The 21,270-nt window shown below is 41.0% G+C and carries 19 protein-coding genes; 15 read left to right on the top strand and 4 right to left on the bottom strand.

All coding sequences use genetic code 11. The annotated features are described in order from the left end of the window. The first annotated feature begins 267 nt into the window (after nucleotides 1–267). From BCU94_RS13395 to BCU94_RS13380, 4 genes are all read left to right on the top strand, one after another. Nucleotides 268–2,319: a glycoside hydrolase family 97 protein gene (locus BCU94_RS13395; protein ID WP_241905007.1), complete on the top strand. Its 2,052-nt coding sequence runs from the start codon at nucleotides 268–270 to the stop codon at nucleotides 2,317–2,319. Between the two features lie 496 nt (nucleotides 2,320–2,815). After that, complete coding sequence (locus BCU94_RS13390; RefSeq protein WP_102476635.1) at nucleotides 2,816–4,384, top strand: MFS transporter; 1,569 nt, start codon at nucleotides 2,816–2,818, stop codon at nucleotides 4,382–4,384. A 62-nt stretch (nucleotides 4,385–4,446) separates the two neighbouring features. Then, nucleotides 4,447–6,954, top strand: coding sequence for a glycoside hydrolase family 15 protein (locus BCU94_RS13385; protein WP_241905005.1), 2,508 nt, complete (start codon nucleotides 4,447–4,449; stop codon nucleotides 6,952–6,954). A 175-nt stretch (nucleotides 6,955–7,129) separates the two neighbouring features. After that, nucleotides 7,130–7,483 (top strand): DUF805 domain-containing protein, encoded by a 354-nt coding sequence (locus tag BCU94_RS13380; protein ID WP_102476634.1) that lies wholly within the window; start codon nucleotides 7,130–7,132, stop codon nucleotides 7,481–7,483. Nucleotides 7,484–7,585: 102 nt separating this feature from the next. Here BCU94_RS13380 and BCU94_RS13375 read toward each other — a convergent pair whose 3' ends face one another. The 4 genes from BCU94_RS13375 to BCU94_RS13360 form a co-directional block, all read right to left on the bottom strand. Then, a complete protein-coding gene (locus tag BCU94_RS13375) occupies nucleotides 7,586–8,527 on the bottom strand; it encodes a DUF808 domain-containing protein (RefSeq protein WP_102476633.1) in 942 nt (313 codons plus the stop codon). A gap of 26 nt (nucleotides 8,528–8,553) precedes the next feature. Then, nucleotides 8,554–9,528: a transporter gene (locus BCU94_RS13370; RefSeq protein ID WP_241905004.1), complete on the bottom strand. Its 975-nt coding sequence runs from the start codon at nucleotides 9,526–9,528 to the stop codon at nucleotides 8,554–8,556. 76 nt (nucleotides 9,529–9,604) lie between these two features. Continuing rightward, nucleotides 9,605–10,645, bottom strand: a complete 1,041-nt coding sequence (locus BCU94_RS13365) for a LacI family DNA-binding transcriptional regulator (RefSeq protein ID WP_102476632.1) — start codon at nucleotides 10,643–10,645, stop codon at nucleotides 9,605–9,607. An 88-nt stretch (nucleotides 10,646–10,733) separates the two neighbouring features. After that, nucleotides 10,734–11,432, bottom strand: a complete 699-nt coding sequence (locus tag BCU94_RS13360; protein ID WP_102476631.1) for a DUF3334 family protein — start codon at nucleotides 11,430–11,432, stop codon at nucleotides 10,734–10,736. A 290-nt stretch (nucleotides 11,433–11,722) separates the two neighbouring features. Here BCU94_RS13360 and BCU94_RS13355 point away from each other — a divergent pair, with 290 nt between their 5' ends. From BCU94_RS13355 to BCU94_RS13305, 11 genes are all read left to right on the top strand, one after another. After that, complete coding sequence (locus BCU94_RS13355) at nucleotides 11,723–13,369, top strand: methyl-accepting chemotaxis protein (RefSeq protein ID WP_102476630.1); 1,647 nt, start codon at nucleotides 11,723–11,725, stop codon at nucleotides 13,367–13,369. A 102-nt stretch (nucleotides 13,370–13,471) separates the two neighbouring features. Continuing rightward, a complete protein-coding gene (locus tag BCU94_RS13350; RefSeq protein ID WP_102437341.1) occupies nucleotides 13,472–13,744 on the top strand; it encodes an HPr family phosphocarrier protein in 273 nt (90 codons plus the stop codon). A gap of 25 nt (nucleotides 13,745–13,769) precedes the next feature. Then, the gene (gene ptsP, locus BCU94_RS13345) at nucleotides 13,770–15,464 is read left to right on the top strand and encodes a phosphoenolpyruvate--protein phosphotransferase (protein ID WP_102476629.1); all 1,695 of its coding nucleotides are present in this window, start codon (nucleotides 13,770–13,772) and stop codon (nucleotides 15,462–15,464) included. Between the two features lie 74 nt (nucleotides 15,465–15,538). Then, nucleotides 15,539–16,048, top strand: coding sequence for a PTS glucose transporter subunit IIA (gene crr, locus BCU94_RS13340; RefSeq protein WP_102437337.1), 510 nt, complete (start codon nucleotides 15,539–15,541; stop codon nucleotides 16,046–16,048). A gap of 54 nt (nucleotides 16,049–16,102) precedes the next feature. Beyond that, entirely contained in the window at nucleotides 16,103–16,453 is a 351-nt protein-coding gene (locus tag BCU94_RS13335; protein ID WP_102476628.1) for an arsenate reductase, read from the top strand. Next, entirely contained in the window at nucleotides 16,453–17,583 is a 1,131-nt protein-coding gene (gene dapE / locus BCU94_RS13330) for a succinyl-diaminopimelate desuccinylase (protein ID WP_102437333.1), read from the top strand. The genes BCU94_RS13335 and dapE overlap by 1 nt, the downstream gene beginning before the upstream one ends. After that, nucleotides 17,577–18,263 (top strand): M15 family metallopeptidase, encoded by a 687-nt coding sequence (locus BCU94_RS13325; protein WP_241904077.1) that lies wholly within the window; start codon nucleotides 17,577–17,579, stop codon nucleotides 18,261–18,263. Before dapE ends, BCU94_RS13325 begins: the two co-directional genes overlap by 7 nt. Nucleotides 18,264–18,362: 99 nt before the next feature. Continuing rightward, entirely contained in the window at nucleotides 18,363–19,169 is an 807-nt protein-coding gene (locus tag BCU94_RS13320; protein ID WP_102437331.1) for an alpha/beta hydrolase, read from the top strand. A 190-nt stretch (nucleotides 19,170–19,359) separates the two neighbouring features. After that, the gene (gene can / locus BCU94_RS13315) at nucleotides 19,360–19,974 is read left to right on the top strand and encodes a carbonate dehydratase (RefSeq protein WP_102437329.1); all 615 of its coding nucleotides are present in this window, start codon (nucleotides 19,360–19,362) and stop codon (nucleotides 19,972–19,974) included. A gap of 175 nt (nucleotides 19,975–20,149) precedes the next feature. Beyond that, nucleotides 20,150–20,893, top strand: coding sequence for a 3-deoxy-manno-octulosonate cytidylyltransferase (gene kdsB / locus BCU94_RS13310; protein WP_102437327.1), 744 nt, complete (start codon nucleotides 20,150–20,152; stop codon nucleotides 20,891–20,893). Between the two features lie 39 nt (nucleotides 20,894–20,932). Then, on the top strand, nucleotides 20,933–21,139 hold the full coding sequence (locus BCU94_RS13305) for a DUF2897 family protein (RefSeq protein WP_102437325.1): 207 nt from the start codon (nucleotides 20,933–20,935) through the stop codon (nucleotides 21,137–21,139). Nucleotides 21,140–21,270 lie beyond the last annotated feature (131 nt).

Below are 21,270 nucleotides of genomic sequence, written 5' to 3'. Positions count from 1 at the left end.
CACTTCTATATATCCACATTTAATAATTACATAATATGAAACCTCATTTTATGTAATTGAATTAACCTCTCGTCCCTAATTAAGCTTTCAAAACATCTTTGAGCTACACCCTTTGAATACGTATGCAATAAATTGCCGCTAAAGGCTCAAGCGCTCTAGTATGTAAGAATTAAATAATAACAACAATATGGAGCCTTCATGCTCATAGCCACAGCCGCAAACTGCCTTCAGCGTTCAGTTCAATGTCAAAAACACACTCATCAGAACATGAGTTTTAAGCTTACGGCCTTATCAATAATTATTGGCTTGTCAGTAGCAGCTACCACTAGCGATGTCAGTGCTAAAACTGTTTCAATAACGTCACCAGATAACAATATTACCGTCAGCTTATCTGATGATGCTGATAGACCAGAATATAGCGTCACCTTTAACGGCGAACAGGTAGTAAACGCATCTCGAATGGGTTTGGTTTTTGAGTCTTTGGGAGAATTTGGCAGTGGTTTTAAGATCAGTAAATCTGCCACTGACAGCAATCAATCGCGCTGGCAACAACCTTGGGGCGAACGTGAATGGATTGAAGATCATCACAACAAACTTACCACCAGCTTTAGTAACGGCAATTACAATTTTATCGTAGAATTTAAAGTATTTGATGATGGTTTAGGCTTTAGATATCAAGTGCCAACACAAAAAGGCCTTGCCTCAAAATCCGCCTTAAACATTACCAATGAACTAACTGAGTTTTCAATTCCTGATGCCCATAATGCGACTGCTTGGTGGATACCGGGGCGCGGCTGGAATCGATACGAATACTTATATAACACCACCACGGTAAACAAAGTCGACCGTGCTCATACCCCCTTCACTTATAAACTCGCTTCAGGCACTCATTTAAGTATTCACGAAGCGGCGCTAACAGATTATGCCGCTATGGTATTAGATCAACGCCGTGATGGCACCTTAAAAGCCGACTTAACCCCATGGTCTGATGGCATCTTAGTCAAAACTAAACCTGGATTTACTACCCCATGGCGAACCATTCAAATTGCCGAAAAAGCCACTGGTTTACTCAATTCAGATTTAATCCTTAACTTAAACGAACCTAACAAGCTCGGTGATGTGTCGTGGGTTGAACCAGGTAAGTATGTTGGGATTTGGTGGGGAATGCATCTTAATGAAAATACTTGGGGTTCAGGTGATAAACATGGCGCAACGACCAGCGAAACCAAACGTTACATGGACTTTGCTGCTAAGTACGGCTTTGACGGCGTATTAGTTGAAGGCTGGAATGTCGGCTGGGATGGCAGTTGGTTCCATAATGGCGATGTGTTTAGCTTTACTAAACCATATGATGATTTTGATATTGATGCTGTCAGTGAATATGGCGCTAAACAAAACGTGCGCTTAATTGGTCACCATGAAACCTCAGGTTCTGTAACGAATTACCGTAATCAAATGAGTGATGCTTATGATTTATATAAAAAGCATGGCGTAACTCAAATCAAAACGGGTTATGTGGCAGATGGGGGTGACATCAAGCGTGTTGATGAAAACGGTATTACCCGCCATGAATGGCATGATGGCCAGTTTATGGTGAATGAATACCTGCACAGTATTACCGAAGCCGCAAAGCGTGGCATTAGTATTAATACTCACGAACCCGTTAAAGATACTGGTCTGCGCCGCACCTATCCAAACTGGATTGCCCGAGAAGGCGCCCGCGGCCAAGAATTTAACGCTTGGGGAACTCCGCCCAATAACCCAGAACATACAGCGATTTTACCTTTTACTCGTATGCTGTCAGGGCCAATGGATTTCACTCCAGGGATATTTAATCTCGCACCAGAAGGCTTAGATGCGGTTAATCGGGTGCAAACAACATTAACTAAGCAACTCGCTTTGTATGTAGTGCTTTATAGTCCAATTCAAATGGCGGCGGATTTACCACGTAATTATGTTGAACGCCTTGACGCCTTTCAGTTTATTCAAGACGTTCCCACTGATTGGAGTGAGAGTATTGCGGTTGCTGGTGAAGTCGGTGATTTTGTTGCCTTTGCGCGTAAAGACCGTCACTCTGATGATTGGTATCTTGGCGCACTCACTGATGAACAAGCCCGCAGTTTTGATGTTGTATTATCATTTTTAGATAATAACCAACAATATGAAGCACAAATATATCGTGATGGCGATAAAGCGAACTGGGAAACCAACCCATATGATTACGTCATTGAAACGACAAAAGTGACTTCGAAAGACAATCTGTCACTGGTATTAGCAAAAAGTGGTGGTACTGCGATTCGTTTTAAAGCCTTAAATTAAAGCCTTTTAAAGCGCTTTAAAGACAAAACACAACAATTTTACCCCAATAAAACCTGATGTATTGCAATGTTCACTTTTTGTGTTCATTGCCATCAGGTTTTTGTTCATTTACATTGACCTACCAAATATCGGTTAATGCGCTATTTACCCCCTTCCTGTTACAAATATGATCAGCTTTCGTTGTGCATAAATGATGAATACGTATGTAATTGGTTGTGCCTAAATCCGACACAAGGCTAATATGAAACCTGCTAAATTTCTCCTCTGCTTGTGTGGATGAAATGGGCTAGGTCGTTACTGGCGCATCACCTTCATCGGATTGTGTCAGGTTTTAAGTGCCTTTTTTTACTTCAGCCTTTTTGAAGTGCAAACCAGGTCTTTGGCGAATACCCGTCTTAGGGAGATGTGTATTCGCCATTTTTTTACCTAGTACATTAGCAAACGTGATAATAAGAGTTCAGCCATGAAGTTGAACGACCTATAAAAAGGAAGATACATGTCTACCGATACGATTAGTCAAACATCGACAAATACTCAGCAGCGTCAGCAGCCAGAACTCAACTTTTGGCAAATCTTTAATATGTGCTTTGGTTTTTTGGGGATCCAATTCGGTTTTGCACTGCAAAATGCCAATGTCAGCCGTATTTTCCAAACGCTAGGTGCTGAAATTGACGAAATTCCTATTCTTTGGATAGCTGCTCCGCTGACTGGACTCATAGTCCAACCAATTATCGGTTATTTAAGTGACAACACCTGGAACGGGCTTGGCCGTCGTCGCCCGTATTTTTTAATTGGCGCAATTTGTACCACGCTGGCGTTATTTGTCATGCCGCACTCTCCTACTCTGTGGATTGCTGCCGGTATGTTGTGGATTATGGATGCATCAATCAACATCGCTATGGAGCCATTTCGTGCTTTTGTCGGCGATAACTTACCTAAGAGTCAACGCACTCAAGGCTATGCGATGCAAAGCTTCTTCATCGGCATTGGCGCGGTTGTTGCCTCTGCACTGCCTTATATTCTTACCAATTACTTTGATGTTGCAAACACAGCACCTGCTGGGGAGATTGCCGACTCAGTTCGTTATGCCTTCTACTTTGGTGGCGCAGTATTATTCTTAGCTGTCGGCTGGACGATTGTTAGCTCTAAAGAATATTCGCCAGAAGAAATCAGTGCCTTCCATGCACATGAACAAACCGCTAAGCAAGAAGACCGTATTGATGAAACTCGCAGCCGCACCGCTACGCAATATAAAACAGCAGCACTGGTTTGGATGACTATTGGTGCGATATTTACTGGGTTAGTTTATGGACTCGGTTGGGACAAACAGTTATTTATTCTTAGTATTGGCATCTTTGCTTTTGGCCCATTACAGCTTTATTGCGCTAAGGTACTTGCTGGGGTCAAGGGTAAAAAACGTGACTCTTTAGGTATGGTATTTAACGTCGTTGATGACTTATTTCATATGCCTAAAGCCATGCATCAACTGGCTATAGTACAATTTTTCTCATGGTTTGCACTCTTCGCCATGTGGATTTATACCACCTCAGCGGTGACCTCTTATCATTACGGCAGCTCTGATGTTGTTTCACAAGCTTATAACGACGGCGCTGACTGGGTCGGGATGTTATTCGCTTCATACAATGGCTTTGCCGCCCTTGCTGCTGTGATGATTCCTTTTTTAGCTAAAGCCGTAGGGATTAAATTTACTCACACCATCAACTTAACACTCGGTGGACTAGGGCTGATTAGCTTTTACTTTATTAAAGACCCACAAATGTTATGGATCCCAATGATTGGTGTCGGCATCGCTTGGGCCTCTATCTTATCCGTACCTTATGCCATGCTATCAGGCATATTACCGCCTAAAAAGATGGGTGTATTTATGGGTATTTTTAACTTCTTTATTGTTATTCCACAGTTACTTGCAGCAAGTGTTTTAGGTGTTATTTTAAATGGCTTATTCGATGGTGAACCCATTTTTGCGCTAATCACTGGTGGGGTATTTATGATTATTGCCGGTATTGCGGTGTTATTTGTCGATCAACCCAGTTCACAAGCTTAAACAGAAAATCAAAACTCATTAAGTTATAAAAATTATTTAAAAATATTTGGGGAACGTTATTCATGAGCGCAATGTTAAATATTAATAACTCACAAACAATTTGTTTTAAAAAGTCATTTGTCGCTAAGGCGATCAATGCTGCTGTTGTAACGGCTTCATTACTGGCATTATCAGCCTGCTCTGACGCTGAAGTAGCGCCAGAAAAAACCATTGAAACAGCGGCTGAGATCACCACCATTAAGCAAGTTGCTCCCGGCGCTCCGGGTATCGATCCAACCTGGGCATTTTCTGGTAAGACTGGTATTGGCACCTCTTATGAGCCTTATGTAAACGGTCAATACCAAAGCACAGCAGACAACCCAGTCAGCAAAGTCTGGTTTTCCATAGCCCAAGGTGTGCTAACAGAAACCATGTATGGCTTGATCCACAATGCGCAGTTAAAAGAAATGCAGTTCATCATTACTGGTGATGGCTTTGTTGATACTGAAAAAGAAGACACCATCAGTAGCATCGAATATTTACATCAAGATGAACAAGGCCGCCCATTATCATTAGCCTATAAAGTGATTAATAAAGCTAAAAATGGCCAGTACCAAATTGAAAAGCATATTTTTACCGATCCAAACCGTGACAGCATGATGATGAAGGTGATTTTTACCGCTTTTGCTGATGGTATTACCCCACACTTATATGCCAATCCACATGTAGATAATAGTGGCGCCAATGATATCGCCAGTATTGAAAATGGCGCGTTAGTGGCATACACCAATAATGCTGACTCATCAGTAATGACCATCAAATCTGATGTAGAATTTACTCAAGCCAGTGCCGGTTTTGTCGGTAAATCTGATGGATTAGTTGATCTAAAAGACAACGGTCAGCTCAATAACCTCTATAACACCACCAGCAGTGATAACAGTGTTATTGGCAATGTTGCGCTTACTGCTCAATATCCAACCTTAAGCAAATCAGCAGATAACAATACCCTAGAAATGAATATTGCTATCGGCTTTGGTCATGATAAGCAAAGCAGTTTAGCCAATGTCGATGCCACATTGACTAGCGGCTATGACAAGGTATTAAGTGCTTATCTTGGCGATGACAAACATGTCGGCTGGAAAGACTATTTAACTTCGTTGCCAGTGCTTAACGACATGAGTGCTAACACCACTGATAACGGTCAATTACTTTATACCAGTGCACTAGTGTTAAAAGCTCAAGAAGATAAAACCCACGCAGGCGCACTAATCGCTTCACTGTCTAACCCTTGGGGTGACAGTGTTTCTGCAAAGGTGGGTAGCACCGGTTATAAAGCGGTATGGCCGCGTGATTTTTATCAATGCGCTATGGCCTTTTTAGCCATGGGTGACACACAAACCCCAAAAGTGGCTTTTGAGTATTTAAAGAAAGTACAAGTCAGCCAACAAACACCTGAATATGTCGGCACTCCAGGGTGGTTCTTACAAAAAACCCATGTTGATGGTGAAATTGAATGGGTTGGTGTTCAGCTTGATCAAACAGCAATGCCAATAATGCTCGGTTGGAAATTATGGCAAGCGGGCGTATTAACTGATGCTGAAATCAGTCAATGGTATACCGACATGCTTAAACCTGCGGCAGAGTTCTTAGTTACTGGCGGCAATGTAAAACTAGATTGGAATGACACCAGTATTACGCCTCCTAGCACCCAACAAGAACGCTGGGAAGAACAAGCGGGCTTCTCACCTTCTACCACTGCTGCGGTTATTGCTGGGCTGGTAGCCGCCAGTGATTTAGCTAAGCTGGCCAAAGATGAAGATGCTGATAAATACCTACAACTGGCGCGTAAGCTAGAAGCCAGTCTTGAATCAACAATGGTGACGACAACGGGTGAGCTTACTCAGGACAATAAACCTTATTATGTTCGAATCAGCCCAAATGGTAACCCAAACAATGCCGACAAGTTATTAGATAACAATGGCAAACCCGGTCTTGATCAAAGAGTCATTCTTGATGGCGGTTTCTTAGAGCTAGTACGTTACGGCGTGAAAGTCGCTAATGACAGTGTGATTCAAAACAGCGTTATGCTAATTGATAACACAAGCCTTGAGCACAACCTAAGAGTTAAGTACGAATTTAAAGCCAAAGATGGCAGTTTAATTCCTGGCTTTAGACGCTATGGTAACGATGGTTATGGCGAAGATATCACTAGCGGTTTAAGTTATGCCGAAAAAGGGAATACTGAAGACCAACGTGGCCGCGTATGGCCTTTCTTTACTGGTGAGCGTGGTCATTATGAACTGGCGTTAGCTAAAGCCAATGACACTCTGACAACTGAAAGCCATCAAGCGCTTATAAACACCTATGTTCAAGGCATGGAAACCTTTGCCAATGAAGGCATGATGTTACCAGAACAAGCTTGGGACGGTGTGGGTAACCCGACGCGTTATAACTACGCGATGGGCAATGGCACCAACTCAGCGACACCACTTGCATGGACACACGCAGAATACGTGAAACTGGTTCGCTCTATGACAGATAAAGCCGTATGGGACTATTACCCTATCGTGGCTGACAAACTGGCTAAATAACCGCAAAGGTTTACATACATTCAAAAGCCGCAAATAAAATTTGCGGCTTTTTTTATGCACTTAGGCCAAAAAAACGTGCTTAATTGTTGGTATGTCTGACTAAAGTAGTTAATACTATTCTCGCAACAAATTGTTGCAAACCAAACAATAAACAAACAAGGTTAAGGAACAACCCATGGATTGGTATATTAAGGTTTTAAAACAATATTTTGATTTTTCAGGACGAGCAAGACGCAAAGAGTATTGGATGTTTGGTCTAATTAATTTAATTTTCTGCATCGTGTTGATGTTAGCGGATCAAGCTCTAGGCACGGTTTTTATATATTCACTATATTCTATCGCTGTTTTAATACCAGGAATTGCTGTTTCTGTAAGACGTCTTCATGATACAGATCGAACTGGTTGGTGGTTATTAATTGGTTTAATTCCACTAGTTGGTATTATCGCTCTTCTTGTTTTCTTCTGCTTAGATAGTAAGGAAGACAATGATTATGGCGCCAATCCTAAAGCGGTTAACACTGACGTCTAATATCGAACAACGAGTATGATTACAAAGCTAAGTTAGTAAAAAAAAGCATATTGAATTTCAATATGCTTTTTTATTTGCCATATAGAAACCAAGCTCCTGAAGCTAACTCAATTGCTGTTTTAATTTTAAGCCAGCATTTATGAACAGCAAAGTGACACCACCAGCAATGAGTCCAAATAATGCGTTTAACAAGCTTGGCGTAATAGCTTGTAGTATCACGCCAACATAAGCTAACTCTCCCGCCATTACAGCGATATGGCTAATTTGTTCACCTACGATATGAATCCCATGGGTTAAAATGCCGCCACCCACCATAAACATCGCAATGGTGCCAATAATGGTTAAGCCCTTCATTAGATATGGCGCTGCTGCAAGTAGCCAAAAACCGATTTTGTGCCATATTTTTACTAATGTGCCCTCACCTTTTCTTTGGGTAAGGTAAAGGCCTAGATCATCAATTTTTACTATGCCAGCCACTAAGCCATACACCCCTACAGTCATAATTATTGCTATTACACTTAAGGTTAAAAACTGACTCATTAAACTACTTTGAGAAACAACACCAAGGCTTATCGCTATAATTTCAGCAGAAAGGACAAAGTCAGTTCTAATAGCACCTTGAACCTTCTTCTGTTCAAATGCGGCCAAATCTTGTTTTGATTTTTCAACAATTTGTTCATCTGCCACGGACACTTTTTTATCTTTACGATGTACATAACTATGATGCACCTTTTCAAAGCCTTCATAGCATAAAAAGATGCCGCCAAACATCAGTAAAGGGGTTATTGCCCAAGGAATAAAAGCGCTGATGAGTAAAGCGGCCGGGACTAGAATTAATTTGTTTCTAAAAGAGCCTTTGGCTACCGCCCATACCACGGGTAACTCACGCTCTGATGCAACACCAGACACTTGTTGCGCATTAAGCGCTAAATCATCACCCAATACCCCTGCGGTTTTTCTTGCCGCGACTTTACTCATCGCGGCGACATCATCTAATATTGTTGCAATGTCATCGAGTAAAACTAATAAGCTTGCACCCGCCATAATGGCTTCCTTGTCGTTTCTACTAATCAGTTAAAAGCATATTGCCAAACAAGTCCAAAGGTATCAAAATCATTGCCTATACGGGTAATAACACCGGTACTGGCATACACTTTAATACTGTGTTGCTGATTTAAAGCCAATGAGTAAGTCAATCCAAAACGCGAATTATCCTGACTATCATTCGCATCAATACCATTTTTATCCGTTTCACCACCAACAAAATAATTGCCGCTTAACGACAACCATTGGCCACGAGCAATACTGTAAATAATGTGACCTTGAAAAGTATATTGTGGGTCTTTTGAAAGTAAAACCTCATTATAAAATTCATCATTATCACTATAAAAACGAACAGAGCCCATGGCACTGTAATACCAATCGCCTACTTTATAAGAAATACCAATGCCCGGTCTAAATACCCATTGGTTGGCACCAGCATTAATCAGTTTGGTTTCATCATAAGAACCAACAGGAATGCTCAGCTGTAAGCTTGTCCCCATTACGAGTCCTTCACGATATTGCCCAAAGTCTTTTTTTTCAACGGCTGGAGCGCCGTAAAAGTTCCATGTTAGCCGTACATTAGGATCACCATAACCACAACGATCAGCTTCTACAAATTCGCCCAAGTAATTTGCACTGCCTTTCATACAAACTCGTGAAGCAGAAACGTCTAGTTTTGATGAACGGCCCGCAATAGCAAAGCTTGTGGCATAACCCACTACCGCGGCATCAAGTGTGAGCTGGGCATCTTTGAGAGGAACTGAAGGAGATGGCGATAATGCCCCTTCAGAGTGTAAATATCCAAGGGCAACAAAGTGCATGCCAATAGGAATATTGGTGTAACTTCTCGGTTCAAGGTCTTGGGCTTTAATTGATAGTGGAAATAGTAGCAGTACGATGAGTAAGAGGATGAGCAATAGCCAGCTTAATGGCCAGTAAAATAACTGGCGCCAGTAGTGTCGAGTCTCAATGACCAGCAAAAATACACCTTTAAATGTCACATTATTATCCATAATAATTTCAAACCAGCTATGAAATAATAGCTGGTCAAGTGTGAATCCGTCAGTATTTATCTGATTAGCTTTGATCTTGCTCTGCAGTACCACATGATTGACGCACCACTAAATTAGTCGGAATAAGTTGCGGCGCCACTTCTTTCCCTCGAATGAGTTTTAGCAGACTTTCTACCAGGATCTCGCCGGCTAATTTAGTATTTTGCCTAACCGTCGTCAGCGCCGGATTAGCAAAACTCGCCACTGGTATATCATCATAGCCAACCACAACAATATCTTCAGGTACCCTCACACACCGTTGCTTTAAAGCGCGTATCGCACCAATTGCAATTAAATCACTGGCGGCAAAAATAGCGTCAAATGGATGGCCACTATCCAATAAATTAATGGCCGCATCAAAACCTGAGCTTTCAGTGCTAATGGCATCAAACTGAATATTTTTATTGGCTTTAATGCCTACTTTTTTTAATGCATCAACATGGCCTAGATAACGGTCTCTAAATTCTGGGCTATGCTCAGATGCATCACCCAAAAAGGCAATGTTTTGTTTATTTAACGAGATAATATGCTCTGTGGCAATCACCCCACCTTGCTGGTTGTCACAGCCAATTGATAACACTTCTTTGTGGTTAGGCTCTGCGCCCCAAATGACAAAATGGGTATTTTGCTCCAGCAGCTTTTGTAGTTTGTGCCCATAATCCACATAATCGCCATAACCTAATAAAATAATGCCATCGGCTTTATTACTGTCTTCATAATCGGCATGCCAGTCGCTAGAAAGCTGCTGAAAAGATACTAGCAAATCATAACCTTGCTGCGCCGTAGCACGGGTTATAGAGCCTAGCATCGATAAGAAAAATGGATTGATTAATGATTCATCGTTAGTGGGATCTTCACAAATCAATAATGCCAGCGTGTAACTATTTTGAGTACGTAAATTACTGGCGTTTTTATCCACTTTATAGTTAAGTTCTTTCGCAATAGCTTGAATACGTTGCCTTGTTTCAAGATTGACTAAGGGACTATTTCTCAGCGCACGAGAAACAGTCGATTGAGATACACCTGCTTTGTAAGCAATATCAATTGAAGTAGCTTTAGATGTCATATTCGCATCACGCCTTTATTATAGTTTTTTAGGTACTCTGTTATTGTTTATACCTAAAATGACATTAACAATCACCGTTTAATTACTTTTATAAACCTAATTCACTTAACAGATCATCAGCTTCATTTGTAACAGCAACTGCAGCACTTGTTGCTGCCAAATAACCTGCCTGCTTGTTAACACGATTGCCATGGCTTTCAATTAAAGCATCAGGGTCTATATCTTCATCCATGGCAAACTCTTTAAGTTTAATAAACTCCGTTTTATCCATGGCAAATTCAAGATAAAAGATATGATTATCTGCCGTTCTAAAGGTAACTCTTCGAGATACGGCCTCATCTAAATTGGTATCGATTGATATAGTCAGCTCTTTATTGATAGTCAACATTTTAGGCTGGCTTTGACTGATAGAGGTTTGTAATTCCTTAGAAATGGTTTTAATGAAATTACCCAAAATTTGATTCATTAATTCGCCCATCACATTGGCAACATCATCAGATGTATGTGAAATGGCTAGTTCAGATTCAGGCATGCCCATGTTAAGCATGTAGCGACGGTAAATTTCTATAGCCGCTTCTTTGGTAAAATTGATCACCACTAAGCCAGAAAAACCACCATCAAATATAGAAAAACAGCCAAGATCAGGTTTTAAACAGGTGCGAGTGATGTTTTGCACCATACCGGCATGAGTCACTTGACTGTCGCTGGTGCTTGAGAGGACATGGGTTACTGAGTGACATAACTTGAGTAAAATATCATCAGTAGTAACGACTTGCAGAGAATTCATAACAATGTTTGCCTTGTTTTAAAATTGCTTCATTTTAGGCTTATCACTGAACAAATCAAAGCTAAAACATTTTATTAGCAAAAATAAATACCCGCACCAACAAATGCTCAATATAAGCAAATGTTTTTAATGGTTTAGATCAATATAATTAAACCTTTCCCCACCTAAAAATGTATCATTTTGTACGAAACCGTTATTAGCTCACAAAAAACCACATAAATTGTTATTTATATAACAATTTATGACAATATTTTACTCATAAATATTTACCTAAATACATAAGGTCAAAAATGATTTCCTTTTTACGGCAATTAACAATTTTAAAACGCCTTTTTATAATGCTAGGCCTAGCAGCTGTTGGTACTGTCATTTTTGCCAGCTTCTCGATTAATGAGCAGTACAACAATTTATTAAAGCAAAAACATCTACAACTTGATGCACAAGTTTCCACGGCGGTATCGATGCTTGATGCACTGAGCGCCAACAAGCTAACAGTTGATAATGACACTAATGATCATCAAAGATTAGCCGAGCAAGCACTCTCAATTATCAATGATATCCGCTACCTGACAGATGATGCCTATATTGTATTCAACCAAGAAGGCAGCGTAATCAGTTTTCCAGCTAACGAGTCAAATTTGGGCCGCAGCGCAGAGTCATTTATTGCAGCTGATGGCAGCCTGCCCTTTGTTGAGTTAATCACTGAAGCTAAAACAAACACAACTGCCCATTTGGATTATCAAGGCAGTGAAGGATATTCGAGTAAAGTTACAACAATTTTGGCTGAAGCGCATTTTTATCCTCAATGGGGCTGGACCATTATCGCTCAAGCAAGCGCCGCCGATGTAAATGAGAGTATGGGCAGTGTGATTATTAATTACTTAATTATTATGTTGATAATCTCCATCCCAATTTTTGGCTTCTTTTTACTGCTTAATGTATCAATCACTTCACCTATTAATGCAGCCATTGCTGCCATGGAAGATATCGCAAAAGGTGAAGGTGATTTATCTAAGCGCTTAAACAACAGTGGTAATGACGAAGTGGCGAAAATGGCCGATGCCTTTAATGCATTCGTCGAAAAAATTTCAACTATGGTGGCAAATTTAAAACCCTTAGGTACTGAGCTTGATACCGATGCGCAGCAGCTATTGGTGGCCGTGGAAGAATCCAACCAAAGCGCGGAGCTAATACACCGCGAAACCCAAAGTGTTGCCACTGCTGTTAACCAAATGTTAGCCACCACCAATGATATGGCGCAAAACACCTATCAAGCTGCAGATGGTGCCAACAACGTTAAACAACAAGCGCAGCAGTCTCAGCAGTTTATGCAGCAAACAGTGCATGAAACCCAAATACTGGTGACTGAACTTAAAAATGCTGAAAGCGTTACTCATGATTTAGGTAAATCTTCAGTTGAAATCAGCAGCATTTTAGACACCATTGGCGCCATTGCAGATCAAACCAATTTATTAGCATTAAACGCTGCAATTGAAGCTGCGCGGGCCGGTGAAAATGGTCGCGGTTTTGCTGTAGTTGCCGATGAAGTTCGCGCCCTTGCCACCCGTACCCAAGCCTCTACCAATGAAATTAATAAAATTATTTCTCAGATCCACAATGGCGTTGAACATGTCATAAAAAGTAATACTGAAACCCAGTTGCAATCTGAGCAATTACAAACTAAAGCAATACAATCGCAACAAGCCATGACTGAAATCTTAACCGTGATTGCCAGTATCAGTGATATGAACACGCAACTTGCCAGTGCTACCGAAGAGCAGTCACATGTAACCGCCGAAATTAGCCGTAATATCACCACGATTTCAGATCTCACTGAGGTAGCGGTTAAATCCAATGAAACTAATAGCCAAGCCGCGCAGTCATTACAGCACATCAGCCAACATGTGACTCAGACCTTGAGTCAGTTTAAAACATAATTTTTTTTAATTTAAAGCCTAAAAAATACGTAAACCCGCTACTTACACTAGCGGGTTTGCGTTATTATCATTTGTATTATTAATGCTAAGAACGTAACTTCAATGTCCGATAGAATCTATTATGAAAAAACCGTTACCATTATCGCTCCCCATGGCATTCATACGCGACCTGCAGCTTTATTAGTAAAAGCGGCAAAAACCTTTGACTGTGATGTCATTGTCGAATGTAATGGTAAACAGGCCAGTGCCAAAAGTTTGTTTAAATTACAAACCTTAGGATTATATTTAGGTCAATCAGTTAAGGTCTTTGCCGTAGGTGATAAAGCAGAAGAAGCCGTTGAGACAGTGTCTGAATTACTCATCACCTTAAGTTAGTAGGATAAAATTTACAGGAAGTCATATGGCGGTATCAGGTATTGTAGTGTCACCAGGAATAGCATTTGGTAAAGCGATTCATATTAATCTGCACCACTCAAAGGTGGACTACAGATTATTGCCTGTCGCACAAATCCCACAAGAATGTGAAAAAGCCACCAAGGCGATTATCTTCCTAAGTCAATATTTAACTGATTGCCAGCAACACCTTGCCGTAGACAGCGAACACTTTAGCCTGATAGATGCTGACATCATGTTACTGCAAGATGATGATTTGGCCTTAGAACTCAAAAAGTATATCACCCGCTTTCGTTTTTCAGCCGAAGTTTCCATTGAGCGGGTATTTGCTCAACATGCTGATGAACTGGCTCAGCTAGACGACCCTTATATGGCTAATCGCAGTAATGATGTTATTTGCTTAGGCAAAAGGTTGATGGCTGCCGTAAATGGTACCTTGCTGTGGGATGTTTCAAAGTTAACTGAAAATGCCATTTTGCTGGCTGAAGACCTCACCCCTGCTGAATTTGCCACTATTCCACTCAATAAAATTAAAGGCATAGTGCTCAAAACAGGTGGGCTTACCAGCCATACTGCTATTTTAGCCAAGGCGGCCGGTATTCCAGCACTGCTAAGTTGTCAGTTTGACAATTTCAATATAAATGATGGTAGCCCACTTATTTTAGATGGCATTAGTGGTGAATTACACATTAATCCCACTGAATCAATTACCCAGCAACTTCAGCTTAAATCAGCACAAGAAACTCAACGACGCCAAGCACTAAAACAGTATGTGGACCAAGACAGTATCACCCAAGATGGCCATCCTGTGTGCTTACTCGCTAATGTCAGTAGTTTAAATGATGTTAGCCAAATACAAGATGCGGGCGCTGCGGGGATCGGTTTATTCCGCACAGAGTTTTTACTCATGCAAGTGGATAGTGTACCTGATGAAAAACAACAGTTTCATTTATACTGCGATGCGCTGCACAGCTTAAATGGAAAGGTGCTGACCATACGTACCTTCGATATTGGTGCAGATAAAGAAATCCCCTGCCTAAGTCAAGATTATGAAGACAATCCGGCACTGGGCGTACGGGGGATCCGCTACAGTTTGCAACATAAATCGCTATTTAGTACTCAAATTAAAGCAGTGTTACGGGCCGCTAATCATGGCCGAGTTCGGCTATTATTTCCTATGGTCAATCAAATAGAAGAATTAGAGCAAGCATTTGAAATCATAGACTGGTGTAAGCAGCAATTAATTGAAGAGGAAAAAGGCTTTGGTGAGATTAATATCGGCATCATGGTTGAAACACCTGCTGCAATATTAAATTTACCCCACCTATTGCCTAAGTTAGACTTTATCAGTATTGGTAGTAATGATTTAACCCAATACACCCTTGCTGCAGATCGAGGTAACCCTGAGCTGGTTAAGGATTATCCCCCCGTATCACCTGCAATGATCAAATTTATCAAAATGGCGGTTGATGAGTGTAAAGCGCATCAAACCAAAGTCTGCTTATGCGGAGAATTGGCCAGCGAACCCAAACTCATTAGCCTACTGGTGGGTTTAGGCATTGATGAGTTAAGCGTTAACAGTGCCAGTTTATTGGATGTAAAAGCCACTATTTGTAACGGCAATTACGCCCAGTTTACTCAACAAGCTGAGCAAGCATTAACCTTAAGTCATATTAACCAGCTCAACGAATTGTTAAATTAATAACAGCGATAGCGATGTGTTATCGTTAACTATTTTAAACATCGAAATAATCATAATAAAAGAGGCTGCATGTAATGGGATTTTTAAGCCGTATACGCAGATTAATATCAGGGCAACCGACCTTAACTGGTGGGATCAAAGTCTACGCGCCAATTTCTGGCGAGCTAGTTGATATCGAGAAAGTACCGGATGTAGTTTTTGCCGAAAAAATTGTCGGCGATGGTCTTGCAATTAACCCAACAGGAAAATTCATCCTAGCGCCGATTGACGGCACCATAGGTAAAATTTTTGAAACAAACCACGCATTCAGTATTGAGTCACACCAAGGACTCGAGCTATTTGTGCATTTTGGAGTCGGCACGGTCGAATTGCGCGGTAATGGCTTTAAACGACTCGCAGAAGAAGGCCAACAAGTTAAAGTTGGCGAACCCATTTTAGAATTTGATTTAGACTATCTAACCGATCAAGTTGAAAGCCTGTTAACCCCTGTAGTGCTCGCTAACATGGAAGATGTGCAATATTTAGATAAAGCCCAAGGCGCAGTAATTGCTGGGAAAGACGTAATATTTACCGTTGAATTATAACGTTAGCAGCAACATAATGACTATCACACCACCATACTGGGAAATCAAACAAAAATGAGTAGTAGTGTTATTTTCGGAATAAAGAATTGCGATACCGTACGTAAAGCCCGTAAGTGGTTAGAAGCAGAAAACCAACCTTTTAGCTTTCACGATTTTAGAGAACAAGGTATCGATGCCAAAACCATTACTCAGTGGACTGAATTAACCGACTGGGAATTATTATTCAATAAACGCAGCACCAGTTTTCGCGCCTTAACTGATGCCCAAAAAGACGGCATAGATAAACAAAAGGCCATCAGCTTGATGGTTGAACACCCTACTTTAATTAAACGCCCAGTACTTATCCAAAATGATCAGATCCTTATTGGTTTTAAAGCGGCAGATTATCAAGCGTGGTTTAACTAATGACTCAAGACGTATTAGCATTAACTAAAGAGTTAATTTCTCGCCCTTCTGTGACCCCATTAGATGAAGGTTGTCAAACCTTAATGGCTGAGCGCCTTGAAGCTGCTGGGTTTAACATTGAACCTATGGTATTTGAAGACACCACAAATATGTGGGCAAGACGGGGCACCGAAGCGCCTGTTTTTTGTTTTGCTGGTCACACTGATGTGGTGCCCGCGGGCGATTTAAATAAATGGCACACCCCGCCTTTTGAACCTACGGTTATAGATGACTATATTCATGGCCGCGGCGCCGCAGATATGAAAGGTTCACTGGCAGCGATGACTATTGCTACCGAACGTTTTGTGGCTAAGCATCCCGATCATAAAGGCTCTATTGCATTTTTAATCACCAGTGACGAAGAAGGCCCATTTATCAATGGCACCACTCGCGTTATTGATACCCTTGAAGCTCGCAATGAAAAAATCACCTGGTCATTGGTTGGCGAGCCTTCATCTACCCATAAGTTAGGTGATATTGTAAAAAATGGCCGTCGAGGCAGCTTAACCGGTAATCTTACCGTTCATGGCATTCAAGGCCATGTTGCCTACCCGCACCTTGCAGATAACCCAATCCATAAAGCCTCACCCGCATTAGCTGAGCTTGCGCAAATGCATTGGGATAATGGCAATGAGTTCTTTCCACCAACCAGCTTTCAAATAGCCAATATTAATGGTGGTACGGGTGCGTCCAATGTCATTCCAGGTGAACTAGAGGTGATGTTTAACTTCAGGTATTCAACAGAAGTCACTGCTGAGGAACTAATTAAACGCGTGCTCAACATCTTAGATGCCCATGGATTAAATTATGAAATTGACTGGGTGTTTAACGGCCTGCCTTTTCTAACCGGCGGCGGACCCTTGCTTGAAGCCACTAAAGCCGCGATTTTAGAAGTCACTGGTTATGAAACCGATCCTCAAACAACAGGTGGCACCTCTGATGGACGCTTTATTGCACCAACAGGCGCACAGGTTATCGAGTTAGGTCCGGTAAATGCGACCATTCATAAGGTCAATGAATGCGTGAAAGTCTCAGATTTAGAAGTCTTAGCCCTATGCTATGAGTCTATATTGGAAAAGCTTTTGTGCTAAATGTTGATATCAGCAATCCAGCCCTTTATGGGCTGGACGAATCACAACTTGTCACTGTACAAGGGCATTTACTGACTCAAAAAACCGCTGACGCATTTGGCCAAATGCAGCAACACGCAGTCCTTGATGGTATTGCCATTGAGCTTTGTTCGGCTCACCGCAATTTTGCTAAACAAGCAGCAATTTGGAACGCGAAAGCCCAAGGGAAACGGATTCTTTTAGACCTCAACAACCAAGTATTGGATTGTCAAAACCTCACTGACGATCAACTTGTTGATACGATTTTAAATTGGTCTGCCCTACCCGGCGCATCACGCCATCACTGGGGGACTGACATTGATGTCTATGATGGCAATAACATAAATCGGCAACAACTAAAATTAATTAGTGACGAATACTTGATTGATGGCCCTTGCGGCGCCCTTTCAGTATGGTTGCAACATCATGCTCAACAATATGGGTTTTATTTACCTTATCAAGCCGGGCGCAGCGGCGTGAGCCCAGAACCTTGGCATTTAAGCTATTTTCCTGAATCTAGCCTTTATTTAGCCCAATACGATCGCAAAAGCCTCAAACAACTGTTGTCTAATTCTAATATCTCATTAAAATCAGCGCTGATAAATCGACTCGATGAATTAGTTGACCGCTATGTGTATTTTATTGCAGATGCGCCGAAGTGATTTTAAGCCGGTTAAATCAGTATCAAACACTAGATCTGATGAATTTATCATAGTATCCGCAGATTATTTTTATATTGTTAACCTTTATTGAGACCATTCATGCCTAATCAAAGCCAGACCTTTGCTATTAATGAACAACCGCTACATTTTATTGATCAAGGCCAAGGTCCTGTCATCTTGTTTATCCACGGCTTCCTCAGTGATTGTCAACAATGGCAGCCGCAAATAGAATTATTTAGCCTATCTCATCGCTGTATTGCGGTTGATTTATGGGCTCACGGTCAATCAGGTGCACTACCTAGTGGCACCACATCTTTGGTCACTGTCGCTCAGCATTGCTTATCCTTATTAGCCCATTTAAATATTGATCAGTGTATGGTTATTGGTAATGGTTGCGGCGGCGCTATTGCAGCAGAAATGGTCTTAGCCCAACCTAAAACGATTTCAAAATTGGTCCTAGCCAACAGTTTTATTGGCTTTGAACCACAGGTTAATAGTGCCAAATACCAATTATGGATTGATGAGCTTTGCGCAGCTAAACAGTGCAGTGAAGCACTCGCCGATACGATAAGCAGCCAGTTTTTTGCTGCAACCGATGATTCTCAAACATTAATGGCTAACTTTAACCAACAGCTAATGGGGTTATCAGCTCAACGCATTGAACAACTTGCCTTGTTTGCGCCGTTAGTATTTTATAAACGTGACAGCTTAGAATTAGCAGAGCAATTCACCCTGCCATGTTTAATCCTCGTTGGCTCACAAAATAAACTGCGAACGCCGCTAGAAGCCTATTTAATGCAAGACTGTATTAGCGCCAGTAAACAGCTGCAGATCAGTAACGCTGGTCACATGTGTAATCAAGAACAGGCAGACGAATTCAACCAGCTTTTACACGCTTTTTTATAAAGCCTAAAACAACTAATGTTACTGCTAATAAGCTGCACGACTTGATTAAAAGTTATAATAATTACGCATTTTCATCACCTTATATAGATTAAACAGTACATTGCAATATACTGATATAATAATAAAAATTTATAGTGCAACCAGTACTCCTGTTTGTCCGAGTAAACTTAAAAACGGTTATAAAGCATAAATGAAATTATTAAAGCCTCTTTTTGACAATAATCGCCGCTGGGCTGAACGCATTAGTAAGGAAGATCCTGAATTTTTTGCCCAGCTTGCCCAACAGCAAAATCCTGAATATTTATGGATCGGTTGCTCTGATAGCCGCGTACCTTCAAATCAAATTATCGACTTGATGCCTGGCGAAGTATTTGTGCACCGTAATATTGCTAATATGGTGATCCATACCGACCTTAATTGCTTATCTGTCATTCAATACGCTGTGGAAGTGCTCAAAGTAAAACATATTATGGTTGTGGGGCATTATGGCTGTGGCGGTGTAAAAGCGGCTATGAGCAAAGAGCGTTTAGGCTTGATTGATAACTGGTTAGGTCATATTCGTGATATTTACCGCATACACAACAAAAACCTAGAACAACTTAGCCCACAACAACGTTTTGACCGCTTGTGCGAGCTAAACGTTATGGAACAAGTTGCCAATGTAACCAGCACAACGATTGTTCAAGATGCATGGGACAGAGGCCAAGAAATTGCCATTCACGGCTGGATATATGGCATTAATAATGGACTACTTACAGATTTAGATGTCACGGTAAATAGTGAGCATGCCAATAATGCGCTGTAAAAATGTTGATATGGCCAACGAACCATCTCTGCAGATCAGATAATCTTTACAGAGATTAAACTAAATAGGTAACAACCAAATGCTGACTAAGCTAATTGGTTGTATATAATAAAGCATAAGTTACATTCGGGCTCAGTAGCCCCTTTGTTTAGCGTTTCAGATAAGTAGGATATTGATGAAAGTTACTCTTTTAATCCCAGCAAGATATGGCTCAAGTCGTTTTCCAGGTAAACCACTGGCACACATTAACGGCAAACCAATGATACAGCATGTGTGTGAACGTGCGGCACTCGCTAAAGGGTTAGATAATATCTACGTTGCTACTGATGATGTTCGCATAAAAGACACGGTTGAGTCTTTTGGTGGTCAAGTAGTCATGACCAGCTCTGATGCGGCTTCTGGTACTGATCGCATCAATGAGGCCATTGATATACTTGGATTGGACGACAGTGATTTAGTGATTAATGTACAAGGGGATCAACCGTTAATTGACCCTATTTCAATTGAACAAATGATCAGCTTATTTGAACGCCACCCAGGCGAATTCGAAATGGCGACATTAGGTTATAAAATTGATAAAGACAAAGATATTGATGACCCTATGCAAGTAAAAGTGGTTTTTGATAACGAGTTTAATGCCCTGTACTTTTCACGTTCTCGTATTCCTTTTTGCCGTGATAATGACAGTGAGGATTACGCGGTATACAAGCATATCGGCATTTATGCTTACACCAGTAAATTTGTTAAAGCGTTTGCTAAATTGCCCCTCGGTCGCTTAGAGAACCTTGAAAAACTTGAACAGTTACGAGCCCTTGAATATGGCCATAAGATAAAAATCGCCATCAGCGCTTTCAACTCACCAGAAGTTGATACCCCTGAAGATATCCGTAAATGTGAACAACGCTTAGCTGTTGATTAATCAGCAACTTAATGGTCAAAACACCAGTTAAGGATTATCATGAACGATTTAGAAGTTTGGCTTATTATCATTTTAGTCGTCGGTATTATTGCCAGTAATTTAGCGGTATTAAAATATAGCGCTAAGTTTAAAATGCCGCAGTTTGGTGAGCCAAAAACTAAAACTGATAAAGCTGCAGAAGACGAATCAGTAAAAGATCTTAATACCGACCAAGCGCCAACGGATAAGGGTGATAACGACAAGTAACTCAAGTAATTCAAGTAACTACCGGCTTAAATACCTTATGATGCATCAGGTATGACTCATAGGCTTCAGCCCTGGTAAATTAGCCTGACTTGAACGAAAAAAATAAAAAAAGCGAATGACACTGTTTATAT

The sequence above is a fragment of the Shewanella sp. 10N.286.52.C2 genome (assembly GCF_002874545.1).
GTDB lineage: Bacteria > Pseudomonadota > Gammaproteobacteria > Enterobacterales > Shewanellaceae > Shewanella.
The sequence above is the reverse complement of the archived record's forward strand: the minus strand, read 5'-3'. Positions and strand labels throughout refer to the sequence as shown.